This window comes from Kitasatospora sp. NPDC056731 (assembly GCF_040687675.1).
Classification (GTDB): domain Bacteria; phylum Actinomycetota; class Actinomycetes; order Streptomycetales; family Streptomycetaceae; genus Kitasatospora.
Map to the genome: position 1 here is coordinate 98,836 of NZ_JBFBNR010000004.1, position 16,639 is coordinate 115,474.

General features: G+C 71.5%; 18 protein-coding genes. 16 read left to right on the forward strand and 2 right to left on the reverse strand.

All coding sequences use genetic code 11. From position 1 onward, the window contains the following. Positions 1-19: 19 nt before the first annotated feature. Complete coding sequence (locus tag AB0R04_RS05905) at positions 20-2,737, forward strand: AAA family ATPase (RefSeq protein WP_363368528.1); 2,718 nt, start codon at positions 20-22, stop codon at positions 2,735-2,737. Positions 2,738-2,938: 201 nt separating this feature from the next. Here AB0R04_RS05905 and AB0R04_RS05910 read toward each other — a convergent pair whose 3' ends face one another. Then, positions 2,939-3,577, reverse strand: a complete 639-nt coding sequence (locus AB0R04_RS05910; RefSeq protein WP_363368530.1) for a TIGR03085 family metal-binding protein — start codon at positions 3,575-3,577, stop codon at positions 2,939-2,941. A gap of 19 nt (positions 3,578-3,596) precedes the next feature. Further along, positions 3,597-4,172: a hypothetical protein gene (locus AB0R04_RS05915; protein ID WP_363368532.1), complete on the reverse strand. Its 576-nt coding sequence runs from the start codon at positions 4,170-4,172 to the stop codon at positions 3,597-3,599. A gap of 229 nt (positions 4,173-4,401) precedes the next feature. Here AB0R04_RS05915 and hisI point away from each other — a divergent pair, with 229 nt between their 5' ends. The 15 genes from hisI to AB0R04_RS05990 all read left to right on the forward strand — a co-directional run bounded on the left by hisI (position 4,402) and on the right by AB0R04_RS05990 (position 16,201). After that, complete coding sequence (gene hisI / locus AB0R04_RS05920; protein WP_063347172.1) at positions 4,402-4,773, forward strand: phosphoribosyl-AMP cyclohydrolase; 372 nt, start codon at positions 4,402-4,404, stop codon at positions 4,771-4,773. A 48-nt stretch (positions 4,774-4,821) separates the two neighbouring features. Further along, complete coding sequence (locus tag AB0R04_RS05925) at positions 4,822-6,345, forward strand: anthranilate synthase component I (RefSeq protein ID WP_063351042.1); 1,524 nt, start codon at positions 4,822-4,824, stop codon at positions 6,343-6,345. A gap of 50 nt (positions 6,346-6,395) precedes the next feature. Beyond that, positions 6,396-6,884 (forward strand): Uma2 family endonuclease, encoded by a 489-nt coding sequence (locus AB0R04_RS05930; RefSeq protein WP_363368534.1) that lies wholly within the window; start codon positions 6,396-6,398, stop codon positions 6,882-6,884. Next, positions 6,881-7,483 (forward strand): TIGR02234 family membrane protein, encoded by a 603-nt coding sequence (locus AB0R04_RS05935; protein WP_363368536.1) that lies wholly within the window; start codon positions 6,881-6,883, stop codon positions 7,481-7,483. Before AB0R04_RS05930 ends, AB0R04_RS05935 begins: the two co-directional genes overlap by 4 nt. Positions 7,484-7,704: 221 nt before the next feature. Next, on the forward strand, positions 7,705-7,959 hold the full coding sequence (locus AB0R04_RS05940) for an HGxxPAAW family protein (protein WP_363368538.1): 255 nt from the start codon (positions 7,705-7,707) through the stop codon (positions 7,957-7,959). 137 nt (positions 7,960-8,096) lie between these two features. Continuing rightward, complete coding sequence (locus tag AB0R04_RS05945; RefSeq protein WP_063347168.1) at positions 8,097-8,540, forward strand: DUF2752 domain-containing protein; 444 nt, start codon at positions 8,097-8,099, stop codon at positions 8,538-8,540. Between the two features lie 347 nt (positions 8,541-8,887). Then, positions 8,888-9,694: an indole-3-glycerol phosphate synthase TrpC gene (gene trpC / locus AB0R04_RS05950; protein WP_063347167.1), complete on the forward strand. Its 807-nt coding sequence runs from the start codon at positions 8,888-8,890 to the stop codon at positions 9,692-9,694. Between the two features lie 9 nt (positions 9,695-9,703). Beyond that, complete coding sequence (locus AB0R04_RS05955) at positions 9,704-9,853, forward strand: hypothetical protein (protein ID WP_167745855.1); 150 nt, start codon at positions 9,704-9,706, stop codon at positions 9,851-9,853. A 47-nt stretch (positions 9,854-9,900) separates the two neighbouring features. Further along, positions 9,901-11,172, forward strand: a complete 1,272-nt coding sequence (gene trpB, locus AB0R04_RS05960) for a tryptophan synthase subunit beta (RefSeq protein WP_363368541.1) — start codon at positions 9,901-9,903, stop codon at positions 11,170-11,172. Positions 11,173-11,174: 2 nt separating this feature from the next. Next, positions 11,175-11,984, forward strand: a complete 810-nt coding sequence (trpA, locus tag AB0R04_RS05965; protein ID WP_063347165.1) for a tryptophan synthase subunit alpha — start codon at positions 11,175-11,177, stop codon at positions 11,982-11,984. Positions 11,985-12,196: 212 nt separating this feature from the next. Then, positions 12,197-12,445 carry a hypothetical protein gene (locus tag AB0R04_RS05970; RefSeq protein ID WP_063347164.1) on the forward strand — a complete coding sequence of 83 codons (249 nt, stop codon included), beginning with the start codon at positions 12,197-12,199 and terminating at the stop codon, positions 12,443-12,445. Between the two features lie 188 nt (positions 12,446-12,633). Beyond that, the gene (locus AB0R04_RS05975; RefSeq protein WP_363368544.1) at positions 12,634-13,152 is read left to right on the forward strand and encodes a MauE/DoxX family redox-associated membrane protein; all 519 of its coding nucleotides are present in this window, start codon (positions 12,634-12,636) and stop codon (positions 13,150-13,152) included. A gap of 67 nt (positions 13,153-13,219) precedes the next feature. Further along, positions 13,220-14,083: a thioredoxin domain-containing protein gene (locus AB0R04_RS05980; RefSeq protein ID WP_363368546.1), complete on the forward strand. Its 864-nt coding sequence runs from the start codon at positions 13,220-13,222 to the stop codon at positions 14,081-14,083. Positions 14,084-14,226: 143 nt separating this feature from the next. After that, a complete protein-coding gene (gene lgt / locus AB0R04_RS05985) occupies positions 14,227-15,318 on the forward strand; it encodes a prolipoprotein diacylglyceryl transferase (RefSeq protein ID WP_363368548.1) in 1,092 nt (363 codons plus the stop codon). 160 nt (positions 15,319-15,478) lie between these two features. Continuing rightward, the gene (locus AB0R04_RS05990) at positions 15,479-16,201 is read left to right on the forward strand and encodes a VIT1/CCC1 transporter family protein (RefSeq protein WP_363368765.1); all 723 of its coding nucleotides are present in this window, start codon (positions 15,479-15,481) and stop codon (positions 16,199-16,201) included. Positions 16,202-16,639: the final 438 nt, after the last annotated feature.

A 16,639-nucleotide genomic window follows, 5' to 3' on the forward strand; every position in this document is an offset into this window, starting at 1 on the left:
ACCTGGAAAGCTGGAAATCATGGACAGCGGAATCATGCCTCCTGGCCACCTCTTCAGCTGGGTCGATGTGGATGAGCATTTGACCAGGCTGGCTTTGGCAGGGGAGTGGCCAGACTGGCTCGTCGCCGCAGACGGCTGGTGGGACTGTCTGGAACTGGTCACCAGGACCAGCGTCGATCCAGAAACAGTGAAACGCTGGCTGGACGAAGCGTTCGGTACCGGATCGGCGGGGTGGGCTGACGGCGACCTATTGCTCGGCCTTGACGATCCTCGGACCACCAAGTTCACCGGACTGCGGGTCGAGCTCAGCGTCGACGTTGAACAACTTGGTGCGGCGAGGAAGCGCGTCCCGTTGCTTCGGGAGAAGCACATTACCCGCCAGTTGGCAGAACCTCTTCAGCGGCCTGATTTGCCAACATTTGCTGACGATGTGCAGATCATGGCATTCCACTCCTTCAAGGGAGGGGTCGGGCGTACGGTACACGCCGTGGCAGTCGCCGACAGGCTGGCACGAAGCGGCGGGAAGGTCCTGTTGATCGACGCCGACCTGGAAGCTCCTGGCATCACCTGGATGCATAAGGAACAGGGCGGGCAGTGCGACTTCACCTACGAGGACTTCATCACTCTTCTCCAGGGTGGGGAGAACAACGACTCTAAGGCGGCGGTCGACATCGCAGCCGCTTACCTGCCCAATCAGCAGGCTGGCCACTACGCGAGTGGCGGGAGTGTCACTGTTATGCCGTCGAGCCGTCGCGTGACGTTGGCCCCGCCCCGGATCGAGCCAGCGGACCTTCTTTCCCCTGGGCGGTCGGCATACTTCGTCACGGAGGCTCTGGCGGCCCTGGGAGCACGGCTCGGAGCAGACACGGTCGTCGTCGACCTCAGAGCCGGCGCCTCCGAACTCTCTGCACCGGTGCTCCTTGACCCTAGGGTGCAGCGCGTCTTCGTAACTACGCTGAGTCATCAATCTCTCGCAGGAACAGAGTTGATGGTGCGACAGCTTGGCGGAAAGGCGCCTACTGTGCAGGGTACTGACCCTGCAACGTCGGTCATTGTCACCCAATACCGGATGGACACTCACACGGTTCAGGCCGATGCTGCGCGCAGCATGCTTTCGGCGGCTCTCGGAAGTGCGCTCCGTGGACCAGCGGGGACTGGCGGAGACGGCACGGAATCCGTTGATGCGGCGCTGCTTGCCCAGCCGGTACTAAGCCCCTTCAAGGAGGAGCTCCTCGCCCTTCCTTCTTCCTGGGACGCGGTACTGGACGTGATTTCGTCGTGTGGAGTCGCCGACGGACTCGAGTCTCTCCTTCCGACGCCCGGACCCCGCACTGCTGGTGGACCTATGCCCGGGGTGGCGGTGGAATACGGTCAACTGCGGCGCAACCTCGCCCGGACCGCCGAGAACCTCGTCTACGCGGAGCAGAGCGGACTCTCTTCGGCTGGTGGCTTTCTCGTAACGGAACCTCTCCGTCGCCTGCTCGCTGACCATCGGACCGAGCTGCCACAGGCTCTAGTGGTGGGGGCGAAGGGAGCTGGTAAGACATTCATGTACGCGAAGGCATGTGCGGCGCGGACATGGCAGACGTTTGCGGCGCAGTCCGGGATCGGTGGTGTCACGGTTGAAGCGCCCATTGTTCCTGTTCTGGAGTCAGCGAACCTGGAGCACAGGGATCTCGAGCCACAGGACTTGCGTGATGCTTTCGCGTCGGTGCACGGGGACGTGCCACGGCGGGATGTCATCGCATCGAGTATCTCGGACAAAGTGAAGGCTGGTCTGGGCAGGCTCGGTGGTCAGGACGAACTCGGTTGGCGAAGTCTGTGGTTGGAATGCATGGCAATGGCCTGCGGACTGGAGGCCTCCGAACGGCGGACTCCGGAAGAGGCATTGATCGATCTCGGCCGACGGGCTAAGGCGGTCTTCGTGATCGACGGCCTCGAGGACCTTCTGCAGAACCTGGACAGCGATGCGAAGCGCACTGCACTGAGGGTTCTGCTGATCGATGTTCTGGGATGGCTTCGATCGCTACGCGGCCGGCCCTTCGGGCTCGTGGTCTTCGTCCGGCGTGACCTTGTTACCGGAGCGGTTCGGCAGAACAGTGCACAACTCCTCGGCAGGTACGATCACTACGCCTTGCATTGGAGTAAAGAAGAGGCGCTGCGTCTTGCGCTCTGGGTGGCTGCACATGCCGAAGCACTACCTGAACCCGTTCCACTCCCCGGGATCACTGATCTCTCGGAGGGCGAGCTGATTGACAGTCTCATCCAGGTGTGGGGTTGGAAGATGGGCAGTGCGAGATCTCGCGAGGCGCGCTCTCACCTATGGGTCCCTGCAGCACTCGGGGACTTCAATGGCCAGGTGCAGGCGCGAGACGTGGTCATGTTTCTTGCAACTGCCGCCAAGAACTCGGAGCAGTACAACGACACGGTGGACGATCGCGTGCTCGTCCCCACTGCAATGCGTAAGGCCTTGCTCGAATGCAGCAAGAACAAGATTGCTTCAGTGGGGGAGGAGGACAAGGAAATTGGTCGATTGTTGGTGCACATGCAGGGGCTCGGCCACTCTGTCCTTGTTCCGTTCGAACTCGAGCAGGTCGAGCTGACTGTTGCGGAGGCGGACCTGCTTCTCGATTCCGGGGTCTTCAGCAAGGGTTCAGACGGACGCTACTGGGTACCGGAGATCTATCGGCATGGTCTTGGGTTCAACAGTGAGCGCCGTGCGCGTGTGCTCTGGTAGCAGGCGAGGTTGGTTGACGGCTTTGGCCAGGTGGTCGATGTTGGCGACGGCGAGGTTGCCGATGCCGCGTTTGACCAGTGGCCAGGTGCCTTTCTTCGGGTTTCGCCCCTCGGCATGCCGAGGGGCGAAACCCGAATTGATATTTCCCTGGCTTCGTTCATGATGTGTTGCCCCTTCTCGTCTGTGGAGGGGCAACGCGGCTTACGGCAGGGGGAGGACGTGGCGGAGGGCTTCGAGGGCGTCGGGGGAGCCGTCTGCGGTGAGGGTGGTGTGGGTGCCGCGGCCGTAGGTGAAGAGGACCAGGTCGCCTGGTTCGCCGGTGAGTTGGACGGTGGGGGAGCCGGCGGGGCCGACGGTGAGGGACTGGCCGTCGGGGCGGCGCAGGGTCAGGCGGACGGGGGAGCGGCGGCCGGCTTCCATGCGGGCCAGCAGTGGCAGTCGGCGCCACAGGGCTTCGGCGCGGCCGGCGGGCACCGGGGAGGGCGTCCAGTCGTCGGCGGCCCGCAGGACGTCCTCGGCGTGCACGTAGTACTCGACGGTGTTCGCGGCCTCGTCGGCGCCGGGCAGGGCGAACAGGGAGAACACCGGCGGGCCGGAGCGGAAGAGCTTCAGCAGTTCCTCGTACGGGCGCTCGGCGTACGCGGACTGCACCCGGTGGGTCCAGTCGGCGAGGGCGCCGACCCGGATGCCGGCCGCCGCGTCGGCGCGGCGTTCCCGGATCACCAGGTGGGCGGCGAGGTCGCGGGTGGTCCACCCGGCGCAGAGGGTGGGGGCGTCCGGCCCGGCGGCGGCCAGGAGTGCGGCGAGGCGGTGGCGTTCGGCGAGGGCGTGGTTCGACATGGCGCCACGATAGAGGCTGTCAGTGCAGGTTGCCGGTGAGCTTGGGGCCGCCCTGCTTGTTGGAGGCCGTCAGGGTGCAGGTGTAGTCCCGCCAGCCCTGCTGGTAGTTGGCCTGGGCGGGGCCGAACTGGCGGCCGTAGTACGTCTTCCCGTCGTTCTGGCGGGCCTTGGCGGCGGCCTCGGCCTCCTTGCAGCCCTCGCGCATGGCGAGCGAGATCGGGATCTCGCCGGTCAGGCCGTCGGCCAGTTTCAGGTCGGCGATCACCTGGCCGTCGTGCTCGCCGGTGCAGGGGCGCTCCTCGGCCTTGGTGATCACCGGGCTGAGCTGCGGGTGGTCGAAGCAGGCGCCGACCGGGAAGAAGGCGTAGGGCGGGGACTTGGTCGGGGTGGGTGTCGGTGTGGGGGTGGGTGTCGGGGTCGGGGTGGCCGTGGGGGTGGGCGGGGGTGGCGCGGCGGCGGGCTTGCGCTCCTCCGGCCAGAGCAGGACGGTGGCCACCACCGCGAGCAGCACGGCCAGGACGGCCACGACGGCGAGGACCAGGCCCCGGGACGGGCGGGGGTCGGCGGCTGCGGGCGGCTGCTGCTCGGAGGTCATGGCCATGAGGATGGCCCACGCGGGGCCCGCCCGGCAGGCGGTTGGCCGAAATCGCCCCTTTACGGCGAGGTTCGGGGTGGGGCGGGATAGGCTCCCCGGCCGCACGGATCCGGCCCGGCGGTTGTGCGCGCACCGCGTAGGGCCCACGGGGTAGGGCCCACCGCACAAGGCGCACGGCGCAGGGCGCAGGCCGCGCCGGGGCTGCGGGCCGGACTGCAACAATGGCCCCATGTCCACCACACCCGCCACCCCTGGCACCACCGCCCTGGCCCCCGAGATCGCCGCGCGCCTCAAGCGCACCGAGGACGGCCTGCTCCCGGCGATCGCGCAGCAGTACGACACCGGCGAGGTGCTGATGCTGGGCTGGATGGACGACGAGGCGCTGCACCGCACGCTCACCACCGGCCGCTGCACCTACTGGAGCCGCAGCCGCCGCGAGTACTGGGTGAAGGGCGACACCTCCGGCCACGCCCAGGCGGTCAAGTCGGTGGCGCTGGACTGCGACGGCGACACCCTGCTGGTGAAGGTCGACCAGACCGGTGCCGCCTGTCACACCGGCGACCGCACCTGCTTCGACGCCGACGTGCTCCCGCTTGCCTGACCCCTCCTCCTGCTCCTCCTACCGGATCTCCAGAAGGTGCCGCTCGCCATGGATCTCGAAGCCTTCCGCAAGCTCGCCGTCGACACCCGGGTCATCCCGGTCACCCGCAGGCTCCTCGCGGACGGTCTCACCCCGATCGGCCTGTACCGCAGCCTCGCCGAGGAGCGGCCCGGCACCTTCCTGCTGGAGTCCGCCGAGCAGGGCCGCAGCTGGTCGCGCTACTCCTTCGTCGGCGTCCGCAGCGCCGCCGTCCTCACCGTCGGGGAGGACGGCGAGGCCCGCTGGCTGGGCACCCCGCCGGTCGGCATCCCGACCGGCGGCGACCCCTTGCAGGTGCTGCGCGCCGCGCTGGAGGCGCTGCACACCCCGCGCCGCGACGACGACGGCCTGCCGCCGCTCACCGGTGGCCTGGTCGGCTACCTGGGCTACGACGTCGTCCGCCGGCTGGAGAAGCTGCCCGACCTCAACCCGGACGACCTGCGGCTGCCCGAGCTGACCATGATGCTCGCCACCGACCTCGCCGTGCTCGACCACGTCGACGGCACGGTGCTGCTGATCGCCAACGCCGTCAACCACAACGACCTGGCCAGCGGCGTGGACGAGGCCTACGCGGACGCGGTGGCCCGGCTGGACGCCATGGAGGCCGACCTGCTCAAGCCGGTCGACCCGGGCCTGGCCACCTTCACCCCGGCCGGGCCGGGCGAGGCCCGCTCCCCGTTCGGCGGCGCGCCGTACCGGGCGGCGGTGGAGGTGGTGAAGGAGCGGATCCGGGCCGGCGAGGCCTTCCAGGTCGTCCCCTCGCAGCGCTTCGAGGCGCCCTGCCCGGCCTCGGCGCTGGACGTCTACCGCGTGCTGCGCACCACCAACCCCAGCCCGTACATGTACCTGTTCCGCTTCCCGGGGCCGGACGGCACCGCCGAGGGCGGCTTCGACGTGGTCGGTTCCAGCCCGGAGGCGCTGGTCAAGGTGACCGGCGGCGAGGCGATGGTGCACCCGATCGCCGGGACGAGACACCGCGGCGCCACCCCGCACGAGGACGCGGCGCTGGCCGCCGAACTGCTCGCCGACCCCAAGGAGCGGGCCGAGCACCTGATGCTGGTCGACCTGGGCCGCAACGACCTCGGCCGGGTCTGCGAGCCGGGCAGCGTGGAGGTGGTCGACTTCATGCACATCGAGCGTTACAGCCACGTGATGCACATCGTCTCCACCGTCACCGGCCGGGTGGCGCCCGGGCGGACCGCCTTCGACGTGCTGACCGCCTGCTTCCCGGCCGGCACCCTGTCCGGCGCGCCCAAGCCCCGCGCGATGCGGATCATCGAGGAGCTGGAGCCCACCCGCCGCGGCCTGTACGGCGGCTGCGTCGGCTACCTGGACTTCGCCGGGGACTCCGACACCGCGATCGCGATCCGCACCGCCGTGCTGCGCGACGGCACCGCCTTCGTGCAGGCCGGCGCGGGCGTGGTCGCGGACTCCGACCCGCACGGGGAGGACACCGAGTGCCGCAACAAGGCGGCCGCCGTGCTGCGGGCCGTCGCCACCGCCAATACGCTGCGGACGCCGGAACTGTCGTGAGTCGACAGTCGTGAGCTGTAAGCCGTGAGTCGTCGAGGGAGGCGGCCGGGATGTCCGAGGTGTCGCCCGACGAACTGCGGCGGGTGGTCGTGCTCGATGCGGCCGCCCAGATCGAGGACCAGCTGGGCGGGCACGGCCGGGTGCTGTCCGGCGCCGTGACCGACGCCCCCGCCCCGATCCCCGACCTGACGGTGACCGCCCCGGGGGCGGAGCCCGACGGCCGGGGCCGGTACGCCGGGGGCGACGTCGAGGCCGTCCTGGAGGTGGCCCGGCCGCACCTCGCCGAGGCGGCGCTGGCGTACGCGCGCAGCGGGATCCCGCTGTACGTGGTGGTCGATCCGGCGGCGGCGGCCTGCACCGTGCACACCGCGCCGTCCGCCGACGGCGGGTACCGGGAGGCGGAGCGGGTGCCGTTCGGCAACGACCTGTTCCTGCCGCTCGCCGGGCGGACGCTGGTGCTGCGGACGGACGAGTTCCCGGCCGGGCCGCCCACCCCGGGTGCGGGGCCGGACGCCGGGCGGGGGATAGTGGACGGGTGAGCGCACCTGACCAGACCCCCGTACCCGCCCCGCCGGCCCCCGCGTCGGGCCGCCGGACGCTCGGCGTGATGCTCCTGCTGACCGTGCTGAGCGCCGTGCTGGTGCTGACCGCCGTCGGCCGGGTCTGGGCCGAGGGCCGGGCCGGCACCCTGGCGGTGTCCGTCTCCGGCGGCGCGATCTCCGAACTCCCGGGCGGGCTGGCCCTGGTGGGGCTCGCGGCGGCCGTCGCGGTGTTCGCGGTGCGCGGCGCGGGCCGGCTCGCGGTCGGCGCGCTGACCCTGCTGGCGGGCCTCGGCGCGGCCGCCGCCTCGGCCGCGGGCGCCGGGGACACCGCCGCGCTGGACGCCGAGGCGGCCCGCAAGCTGGCGCTGTCCGGGTCGGCGGCCACCGAGGTCGGCCACACCGGCTGGCCCTGGGTGGCGCTGGCCGGCGGGCTGCTGCTGGCCGTCGCCGGGCTGCTCACCCTCCGCTACGGCCGGAGCTGGCCGGCCATGGGCAGCCGCTACGAGGCGCCCACCCGCAAGGCCCCGGCGAAGAGCGAGACCCCGGCCGACCTGTGGAAGGCGCTGGACCGGGGCGAGGACCCGACCGCGGTCTGAGCGCCGGTATTGAGTGCCGGGCCCGAGCGGGCCCGGGCTTCGGCCTCAGCGGGCCCCAGTAGGCCTCAGCAGCCCTCAACGGGCCCCGGCGGCGGTGTGACGCGATAGACCCGCCACCCGCTTTGGGCCGCCGGTGTGTGGCCCGGCACAATGGAACCCGTCAACCCGCCGGCGGCCCCGCAGGCCCGGCCGGGCCCCGAGAGGCTAGGAGCACCACTCAGATGGCAGCAGCAGCACACGGTCACACCACCGCCGCCTGGACCGGCGTGACCATCACGTTCATCGGTTTCGGGATCGCGGGGGTCGCGATGATCCTCCCGTCGGTGATGCTGGTCTGGGCCGGCATCGCGGTCATCCTGGCCGGCGGCGTGGTCGGCAAGGCCATGTCGATGGCGGGCATGGGCCAGCAGCCGAGCACCAACGTGTACACCTCGCACGAGGAGCAGCACGCGGCCCGGGCCGCCGTCGCCGCCTGACGACGGACTCCTCGCAGCGGTACCGACTGGTAGCGGTACCGACTGGTAGCTGTACCGACTTGTAGCAGTACCGAACGGCGGGCGCGCCACGCCCGCCGTTTCGTTCTGTCCGGGCCCGGCACGGGCAGAATCGGGGCGTGACCTCCGCCTCCACCACCTCCGCCCTGCCGCCCGTCCTGCGCCGGCTCGGCCCGCCGCTGGCCGCGCTGGCGGCGGTGGCCGTCCCCGCCGTCTACGTCGCCGCGGTGGACCCGAACACCCCCGGGCACTACCCCGACTGCCCCTTCCTGGCCGCCACCGGCTGGTGGTGCCCCGGTTGCGGGGGGCTGCGCTGCGTCCACGCGCTGGCCCACGGGGACTTCACCGGCGCGCTGCACGACAACGCCGCGGCCGTCCTGCTGTTCGGCGTCCTGGCGCTGCTGTGGCTGCGCTGGGCCTGGGCCGCGTTGACCGGCGCCGGGCCGCGGCCCAGGCCCCCGGTCGGGGCCCGGCGCTGGGTGCTGATCCTCCTGCTGCTGCTGGTGTTCACGGTGGTGCGCAACCTGCCCGTCGGGGCGGGGCTGGCGCCCCTGCTGGTTTGATCGCCCACGCCGACGGGTAGCGAGCCGCGCAGGCTCGCGCACCGGTCCACACCGGGGCCCGTACATCGGTCCACTTGGTCCGCACCGCGCGTTCGGGCACCGCCGGGGAACCGGTGAAACCGCAGTTGGGAGCCGCCCAGGGGGGCGTCCGGCACGCGAGACGCACACCGGGCGGATGCGCCCCGCGCCCCCGGGTGCCGATACCATCGAAGTGCCGCCGGGCCACCGCCCGGACGGCTCGTCGCCGGCGAACGAACAGAAATGTTGGGGGCACTTCGCGTGAGCGAGCGAACCATTGACAGGTGCGTGTTGCGCGCAGCGCCTGCTGAGCGAAGCGAGGTGTGCGCATGAGTGTGCTCGACACGATCATCGAGGGGGTCCGCGAGGACCTCGCCGAACGGCAGGCCCGGGTCTCCCTGGACCAGCTCAAGGAACTCGCCGCCAAGGCCCCGGAGGCCAAGGACGGCGTCGCCGCGCTCAAGGGCGACGGGGTCCGGGTGATCTGCGAGGTGAAGCGCTCCAGCCCGTCCAAGGGCGCCCTGGCCGCGATCGCCGACCCGGCCGCCCTGGCGAGCGACTACGCGGCCGGTGGCGCCGCCGCGATCAGCGTGCTCACCGAGCAGCGCCGCTTCGGCGGCTCGCTGGCCGACCTGGACGCCGTCCGCGCGGCGGTGGACACCCCGCTGCTGCGCAAGGACTTCATCGTCACCGCCTACCAGCTGTGGGAGGCCCGCGCGCACGGCGCCGACCTCGCGCTGCTGATCGTCGCCGCCCTCGACCAGTCGGCCCTGGTGTCGCTGATCGAGCGGGCCGAGTCGATCGGCCTCACCCCGCTGGTCGAGGTGCACGACGAGGAGGAGATCAAGCGCGCGGTGGACGCCGGGGCGCGGATCATCGGCGTCAACGCCCGCAACCTCAAGACCCTTGAGGTGGACCGCAACACCTTCGGCAACGTCGTCCACGCCATCCCGGACAGCGTCGTCAAGATCGCCGAGTCCGGCGTGCGCGGCCCGCTGGACGTGATCTCCTACGCCAACCTGGGCGCCGACGCCGTCCTGGTCGGCGAGTCCCTGGTGACCGGCAAGGACCCGCGTGCCGCGGTCGCCGACCTGGTCGCGGCCGGCGCCCACCCCGCCGTCCGGCACAAGGACTGACCCGCCGACATGAAGATCGCCACCCGCCTCGCCCCCGGTTGCCGCCCGCGCGGCTGCCGCGCGCCCGCACGCCGGGTGCTGGGGCGGCGGGTGCGCTACGTGATCGGCTGCGAGCCCGGGCAGGTGCCGGGCCGCCGATGGCGACGGACATCCGGCTGAGCCCAGCCACGAGACGTCCCTGTCGTCATCTCCCAAAGGACTCCACCATGTCCGACAAGTCCGCGAAGGACTACCTGCCCGGCGCCCAGGTGCCGGACGCCCGAGGCTACTTCGGTGCCTACGGCGGCCGCTTCATCCCCGAGGCGCTGGTCGCCGCGGTCGAGCAGGTCGCCGAGGAGTACGAGAAGGCCAAGACCGATCCGGCCTTCGCCGCCGAACTCGACGGCCTGCTCAAGGACTACACCGGCCGCCCGAGCCCGCTGACCGACGTGCACCGCTTCTCCGCCGAGGCGGGCGGCGCGCGCGTCCTGCTCAAGCGCGAGGACCTCAACCACACCGGCTCGCACAAGATCAACAACGTGCTGGGCCAGGCCCTGCTCACCCGGCGGATGGGCAAGACCCGGATCATCGCCGAGACCGGCGCCGGCCAGCACGGCGTGGCCACCGCCACCGCCTGCGCCCTGTTCGGCTTCGACTGCACCATCTACATGGGCGAGGTCGACACCCAGCGCCAGGCGCTGAACGTCGCCCGGATGCGGATGCTCGGCGCCGAGGTGGTGTCCGTCACCTCCGGCAGCCGCACCCTCAAGGACGCCATCAACGAGGCGTTCCGCGACTGGGTCGCCAACGTGGACTCCACCCACTACCTGTTCGGCACCGTGGCCGGCCCGCACCCCTTCCCGATGATGGTCCGCGACTTCCACCGGGTCATCGGCATCGAGGCCCGCCAGCAGGTGCTCGACCGCACCGGGCGGCTGCCCGACGCCGTCGTCGCCTGCGTCGGCGGCGGCTCCAACGCGATGGGCATCTTCCACGAGTTCATCCCCGACGCCGGCGTGCGCCTGATCGGCTGCGAGGCCGCCGGCGAGGGCGCCGACACCCCCAGGCACGCCGCCACCCTCACCAAGGGCGACCCCGGCGTGCTGCACGGCTCGCGCACCTACGTCCTCCAGGACGAGGACGGCCAGACCATCGAGTCGCACTCCATCTCCGCCGGCCTCGACTACCCGGGCGTCGGTCCGGAGCACGCCTGGCTGAAGGACACCGGACGGGCCGAGTACCGCCCCGTCACCGACGACGCCGCCATGCAGGCGCTGCGGCTGCTGTCCCGCACCGAGGGCATCATCCCGGCCATCGAGAGCGCCCACGCGCTGGCCGGCGCCCTGGAGCTGGGCCGCGAGCTCGGGCCCGAGGCCACCATCCTGGTCTCGCTCTCCGGGCGCGGCGACAAGGACATGCACACCGCGGCCGAGTACTTCGGCCTGTACGACGAGCCGGCCGGCGGTTCGGCCCACGACGCGGCCCACGGGGGTAAGTGACCATGGCATCGAAGCTCAGTGGCATCCTGGCGGCCGCCAAGGCCGAGGACCGCGCCGCGCTGATCGGCTACCTGCCGGGCGGCTTCCCGACCGTCGACGGCGGCATCCGGGCGATCAACGCCCTGATCGAGGGCGGCTGCGACATCGTCGAGGTCGGCCTGCCGCACTCCGACCCGGTCCTGGACGGCGCCGTCATCCAGACCGCCGACGACATCGCGCTGCGCGGCGGCGTGCGGATCAAGGACGTGCTGCGCACCGTCCAGGAGGTCGCCACCGCGCATCCCGAGGCGGCGGTGCTGGTGATGACGTACTGGAACCCGGTCGACCGTTACGGCACCGCGCGCTTCGCCGCCGACCTCGCCGCCGCGGGCGGCGCCGGCTGCATCCTGCCGGACCTGCCGGTGGAGGAGTCCGAGGAGTGGCGCAAGGCGGCGGACGAGCACGGGCTCGACACCGTGTTCGTGGTCGCCCCCAGCAGCAAGGACCCGCGCCTGGCCGAGGTCACCGCGGCCGGCAGCGGCTTCGTCTACGCGGCCGCCGTGATGGGCGTGACCGGCACCCGCGCCCAGGTCGGCTCGCTCGCCGAGGACCTGGTCGCCCGCACCCGGGCCACCACCGACCTGCCGGTCTGCGTCGGCCTCGGCGTCTCCACCCCCGCGCAGGCCGCGGAGGTGGCGGGCTTCGCCGACGGTGTGATCGTGGGCTCCGCGTTCGTGAAGCGGATCCTGGAGGCCGGTGACGACGAGGCGGCCGCGCTGGACGCGGTGCGCGCCCTGGCCGGCGAGCTGGCGGCGGGCGTCCGCCGGCGCTGACCCCGTACCACCTGACGGCCCGTCGCCCTTCGTGGGCGGCGGGCCGTCGCGTTTGCGTGCGCCCGGCTCGCCGGGTGGCGGCGCCCGCGCGGCCCCGAACGGGTGAACAGCGACGGGCACACGCATCAGCCGGGGTTGACCGGCGTTGAGTGGAGGGACGAGTGCACGAACGAGGTGCACGGGGGTTGCCGAGCGAGCGAAGGAGTGAGCCGGTGCCGGGTCTCCATCGGGCCGTTCTGCTGCGGGCGGCCGCCGCCGCGCTGGCGCTCGGCGCCGCCGTCGGCGCGCACACCGAGGTGGGGCAGGCGCTGGCCAGGCGCGGTGCCGAGCGGGCCGTGCGGGACGCGTACGCCTGCGCCGAGGCGGCCCGCTGGGACGCCGCCGAGCGGGCCGCCCACCCGCACCACGAGGGCCGCGCCGACCTGTTCGACCCGGGGCGCCCGCCCGGCTGCCGCTCCTGAGAGCCGCGCGGACCTGATCGACCACGGCCTTCCGCCCGGCCGCCCGCCCTTGAACGGACGTTCGCCGAATTCGGACACACCATCACCAGATGTCACCCATCCGGCTTAATTCCTGAATATGGAGGAACCGCCCTTCATCCCTTACGGTTCATCAGGAAGTGAACGAGTTTCCCGAGGGGGGTTCCCTGATGGCCGGCCCGGCAGCGCAGCCCGGTGACCCGGCGCCCGCGCCGCCCGCCCGGCGGCCGGTGTCGGCCTGGAGTCCGTGGCTGGGCACCGTCGTCCGGCTCGGCCTCGCGGTGGTCTGGGGCTGGGCCGGCCTGGCCAAGATCGCCGACCCGGCGGAGGCCGCCCAGGCCGTCCGCGCCTACGAGATCCTGCCCGAGGGCCTGGTCAAGCCGGTCGGCTACGCCCTGCCCTTCCTGGAGCTGGCGCTCGCCCTGCTGCTGGTGATCGGCCTCGGCGTCCGGATCGTCGCCGGCGTCTCCGCGCTGCTGCTGCTCACCTTCATCGCCGGGATCGCCGCCGCCTGGGCGCGCGGCATCTCGATCGACTGCGGCTGCTTCGGCGGCGGCGGGCACGTCGACGCCTCGCAGACCGAGTACCTCCAGGAGATCCTGCGCGACACCGGGTTCCTCCTGCTGGCCGGGTGGCTGCTGTGGCGGCCCCGCACCAGGTTCTCGGCGGACGGCTGGCTGGCGAGCTGACCGGCCGGCCCCCGCCGCACCCCCACCCCACCCCACGAAGGCCCTCCCGATTGTGGATGTCAAGGCAATGAGCGAGAAGAACCGAGAAGGCAAGCGCACCGCCCGCGAGCGGATGCTGGAGCAACGGGTGGCCGACGAGGCCACGTCCAAGCGCAGGAAGAAGCTGTTGGTGGGCGGCGCGGTGCTCGTGGTGATCGCCGCCGCCGTGGTCACCGGCGTCGTGGTGCAGAACCAGCGCTCCAAGCCGGAGACCCCGGTCGCCGCCCCCGCCGGGACGATCGGCGACAAGAACCTGGTCATCCCGGCCGGCTCGGCCAACGCCCCGGCCGTCCTCACCGTCTACGAGGACCCGCGCTGCCCGGCCTGCGGGATCTTCGAGCGCGAGTTCTCCTCGACCGTCGACCAGCTGGAAGACGCCGGCAAGATCTACACCAACTACCACATCGTGTCGTTCATCGACCGGGCCGTCCCGGGCAAGGGCTCCAAGGCCGGCGCCAACGCGCTGGCCTGCGCCCAGGACGCCGGGCACTTCCGGGACTTCCACGACGTGCTGTACCGCAACCAGCCGGACGAGACCAGCGACGCCTTCGGCGACAAGGCCGTCCTGATCAACCTCGCCAAGCAGGTCGACGGCCTCGACACGCCCGCCTTCCAGGCCTGCGTCAACGACAACAAGTACGGCGGATGGGTGTCGTCCGTGCAGCAGGACTTCGACAAGTCCAGCTACAAGTCCACCCCGACCGTGCTGCTCAACGGCCAGCCGGTCTACCCCAAGAACGGTGCCGAGGAGATCACCCCGGCGAACCTGGTGAAGTGGGTCGACGCCGCCAACCAGGGCAAGCAGCTGGGCACCGCGGGCTCCAACGGGCAGACCCCGGCGCCCACCAGCACCGCCTCGGAGGCCAACAACCCGTCGCCGACCGCGGGCTGAGCCCCGCACACCGCCGGGTGACCGCCGCCGCCTCCTCCCCGTCCGGAGGGGGCGGCGGCGCCGTTCCCGGTGCCCGTTGTTCGGTATCTGTGACCCCGGGGGTGCCCAGCAGGGGCCGCAGACCCTGTAGCGTCGGAACCGCCATGGATATCGCCTACATTCCCAGCCCGTCGCGGGGCGTCCTGTACCTCGGACCGATCCCGCTGCGCGCCTACGCCTTCTGCATCATCCTCGGTGTCGTCGTGGCCGTCTGGCTCGGCAGCAAGCGCTGGGTCGCCCGGGGCGGTGCCAAGCACACGGTCGGCGACATCGCCGTCTGGGCTGTGCCCTTCGGCCTGGTCGGCGGCCGGCTGTACCACGTGATCACCGACCACCAGCTGTACTTCGGGGCCGGCAAGAACCCCTGGAACGCCTTCAAGATCTGGGAGGGCGGCCTCGGCATCTGGGGCGCCGTCGCGCTCGGCGCGGTCGGGGCCTGGATCGGCTGCCGCCGGCGGGGCGTGCCGCTGCCCGCGTACGCGGACGCCATCGCGCCGGGCATCGCGCTCGCGCAGGCGATGGGCCGCTGGGGCAACTACTTCAACCAGGAGCTGTACGGCCGGCCGACCACGCTGCCGTGGGGCCTGGAGATCGACAAGACGCTGCCGGGCGGCGAGGTCGTCAAGGGCGTCTACCACCCGACCTTCCTGTACGAGTCGATCTGGTGCGTCGGGGTCGCGCTGCTGGTGATCTGGGCCGACCGCCGCTTCAAGCTGGGGCACGGCCGGGCCTTCGCGCTGTACGTGGCCGCGTACACGGTGGGCCGGTTCTGGACCGAGTGGCTGCGGATCGACGAGGCGCACGTCTACTTCGGCCTGCGGCTGAACGACTGGACGTCGATCGTGGTGTTCATCGGTGCCGTGGTCTACCTGGTGGTCGTCGGCAAGAAGCGGCCCGGCCGGGAGGACCCGGCGAGCATCGACCCGCTGGCCGACGAGGAGGGCGAGGCGCAGGGCCCGTCCGACAAGGCGGCGGCGTCCGAGAAGGCCGAGAAGGTGGGCAAGGCCGAGAAGGCCGAGAAGGCGGGCAAGGCCGCTTCGGCGGAGAAGGCCGCCGGGAAGCCCGCGCCGTCCGAGAAGGTCGCCGGGGCCGGTGAGACCGCCGAACTGTCCCAGTCCGCGGACGAAAAGGCGGACGCGGAGGCAGCCCCCGAAGCCGTCGAGAGCGCCGACAAGAATGCCAAGAACCTGACCTGACCTGGGAGTTCCCCCTGCTTCGGCCGCCCGCGCGATGCTCGCGCAGGGCGGCCGAAGCGCTGTTCGGACAGCCTTACTTTGCTGGAAATGCCCAGGTCAGACGGTCTACGGTCGGGGCAGACGAATCGAACGGAGGGGAACTGCCGTGAGCGCGACCACCCTGGAGCCCGAGGCCGGGCACCACCCCCGCATACCCGCTGCCGGGCACCACCGGGACGTGAACGGAGGCTGGCTGCGGCCCGCCGTGTTCGGGGCGATGGACGGCCTGGTCTCCAACTTCGCGTTGATGACCGGCGTGGTCGGCGGCTCGGCGTCCAGCGGCACGGTGGTGCTGACCGGGCTCGCCGGGCTGGTGGCCGGCGCCTGCTCGATGGCGGCGGGGGAGTACACCTCGGTGGCCTCGCAGGCCGAGCTGGTGCAGGCCGAGATCGAGGCCGAGCGGCTGGAGCTGAGCCGCAACCCGCACGGCGAGCTGGCCGAGCTGGCACAGCTGTACATCACCCGCGGGGTGGAGCCGGACCTCGCCCACGAGGTGGCCCGGCAGCTGTCCGCCAATCCGGACCAGGCCCTGGAGATCCACGCCCGGGAGGAGCTGGGCATCGACCCGAACGACCTGCCGTCACCGTGGGTGGCCGCCGGGTCGTCCTTCGTCTGCTTCGCGGTGGGCGCGCTGCTGCCGCTGCTGCCGTACCTGCTGGGGGCGACCTCGCTGGTGCCGGCGCTGCTGCTGTCGGTGGTGGGGCTGTTCCTGTGCGGTGCGGTGGTGGCCCGGGTGACGGCGCGCAGCTGGTGGTTCAGCGGGCTGCGGCAGCTGGTGCTGGGCGGGGCGGCGGCCGGGGTGACGTACCTGCTGGGGTGGCTGATCGGCGGGCACGTCGGCTAGTGCTCTCTTTCGGTCGGGGTGTGTGACGACCCGGAGGAGTGCATGACTATGCTGGCCAGTGCGTGACGTTCCACACACGGCTGCCGGGCGGTGCCTGGCCTAGTCTCACCATCCGGGCTTCGGGGCCGAGGATTCGCATCCGTGGGTGAGCCCCCGGGATCGATTCGCAGGCGTCCTTGATCGTCCCGTGTGGCGATCGGGTTTCGCCCCTGTTTCAGGCGGCCGACCGCCGGGCACAATCGAGGGGACGCGCATTGTGGCGCGTCCTCTCATTCCCCCCTTGACCTGCGGATCAGTCCGCCATGTGGACGAGATATTCCACTTCCCGGGATCTTGGGCATCATGTAACTTGCACGAAATCGCATCAGGGCCAACGTCGTCCCTCCTTGCACCACACAGCCGAAAGACGACGACGGGAGAGCCGATGCTGCCTGCATC

Coding starts and splice junctions, on each gene's coding strand:
- AB0R04_RS05905 (WP_363368528.1), top strand. CDS start 20: ATGGACAGCGGAATCATGCCTCCTGGCCACCTCTTCAGCTGGGTCGAT.
- AB0R04_RS05910 (WP_363368530.1), bottom strand. CDS start 3,577: ATGTCGAACCACGCCCTCGCCGAACGCCACCGCCTCGCCGCACTCCTG.
- AB0R04_RS05915 (WP_363368532.1), bottom strand. CDS start 4,172: ATGACCTCCGAGCAGCAGCCGCCCGCAGCCGCCGACCCCCGCCCGTCC.
- hisI (WP_063347172.1), top strand. CDS start 4,402: ATGTCCACCACACCCGCCACCCCTGGCACCACCGCCCTGGCCCCCGAG.
- AB0R04_RS05925 (WP_063351042.1), top strand. CDS start 4,822: ATGGATCTCGAAGCCTTCCGCAAGCTCGCCGTCGACACCCGGGTCATC.
- AB0R04_RS05930 (WP_363368534.1), top strand. CDS start 6,396: ATGTCCGAGGTGTCGCCCGACGAACTGCGGCGGGTGGTCGTGCTCGAT.
- AB0R04_RS05940 (WP_363368538.1), top strand. CDS start 7,705: ATGGCAGCAGCAGCACACGGTCACACCACCGCCGCCTGGACCGGCGTG.
- trpC (WP_063347167.1), top strand. CDS start 8,888: ATGAGTGTGCTCGACACGATCATCGAGGGGGTCCGCGAGGACCTCGCC.
- AB0R04_RS05955 (WP_167745855.1), top strand. CDS start 9,704: ATGAAGATCGCCACCCGCCTCGCCCCCGGTTGCCGCCCGCGCGGCTGC.
- trpB (WP_363368541.1), top strand. CDS start 9,901: ATGTCCGACAAGTCCGCGAAGGACTACCTGCCCGGCGCCCAGGTGCCG.
- trpA (WP_063347165.1), top strand. CDS start 11,175: ATGGCATCGAAGCTCAGTGGCATCCTGGCGGCCGCCAAGGCCGAGGAC.
- AB0R04_RS05975 (WP_363368544.1), top strand. CDS start 12,634: ATGGCCGGCCCGGCAGCGCAGCCCGGTGACCCGGCGCCCGCGCCGCCC.
- AB0R04_RS05980 (WP_363368546.1), top strand. CDS start 13,220: ATGAGCGAGAAGAACCGAGAAGGCAAGCGCACCGCCCGCGAGCGGATG.
- lgt (WP_363368548.1), top strand. CDS start 14,227: ATGGATATCGCCTACATTCCCAGCCCGTCGCGGGGCGTCCTGTACCTC.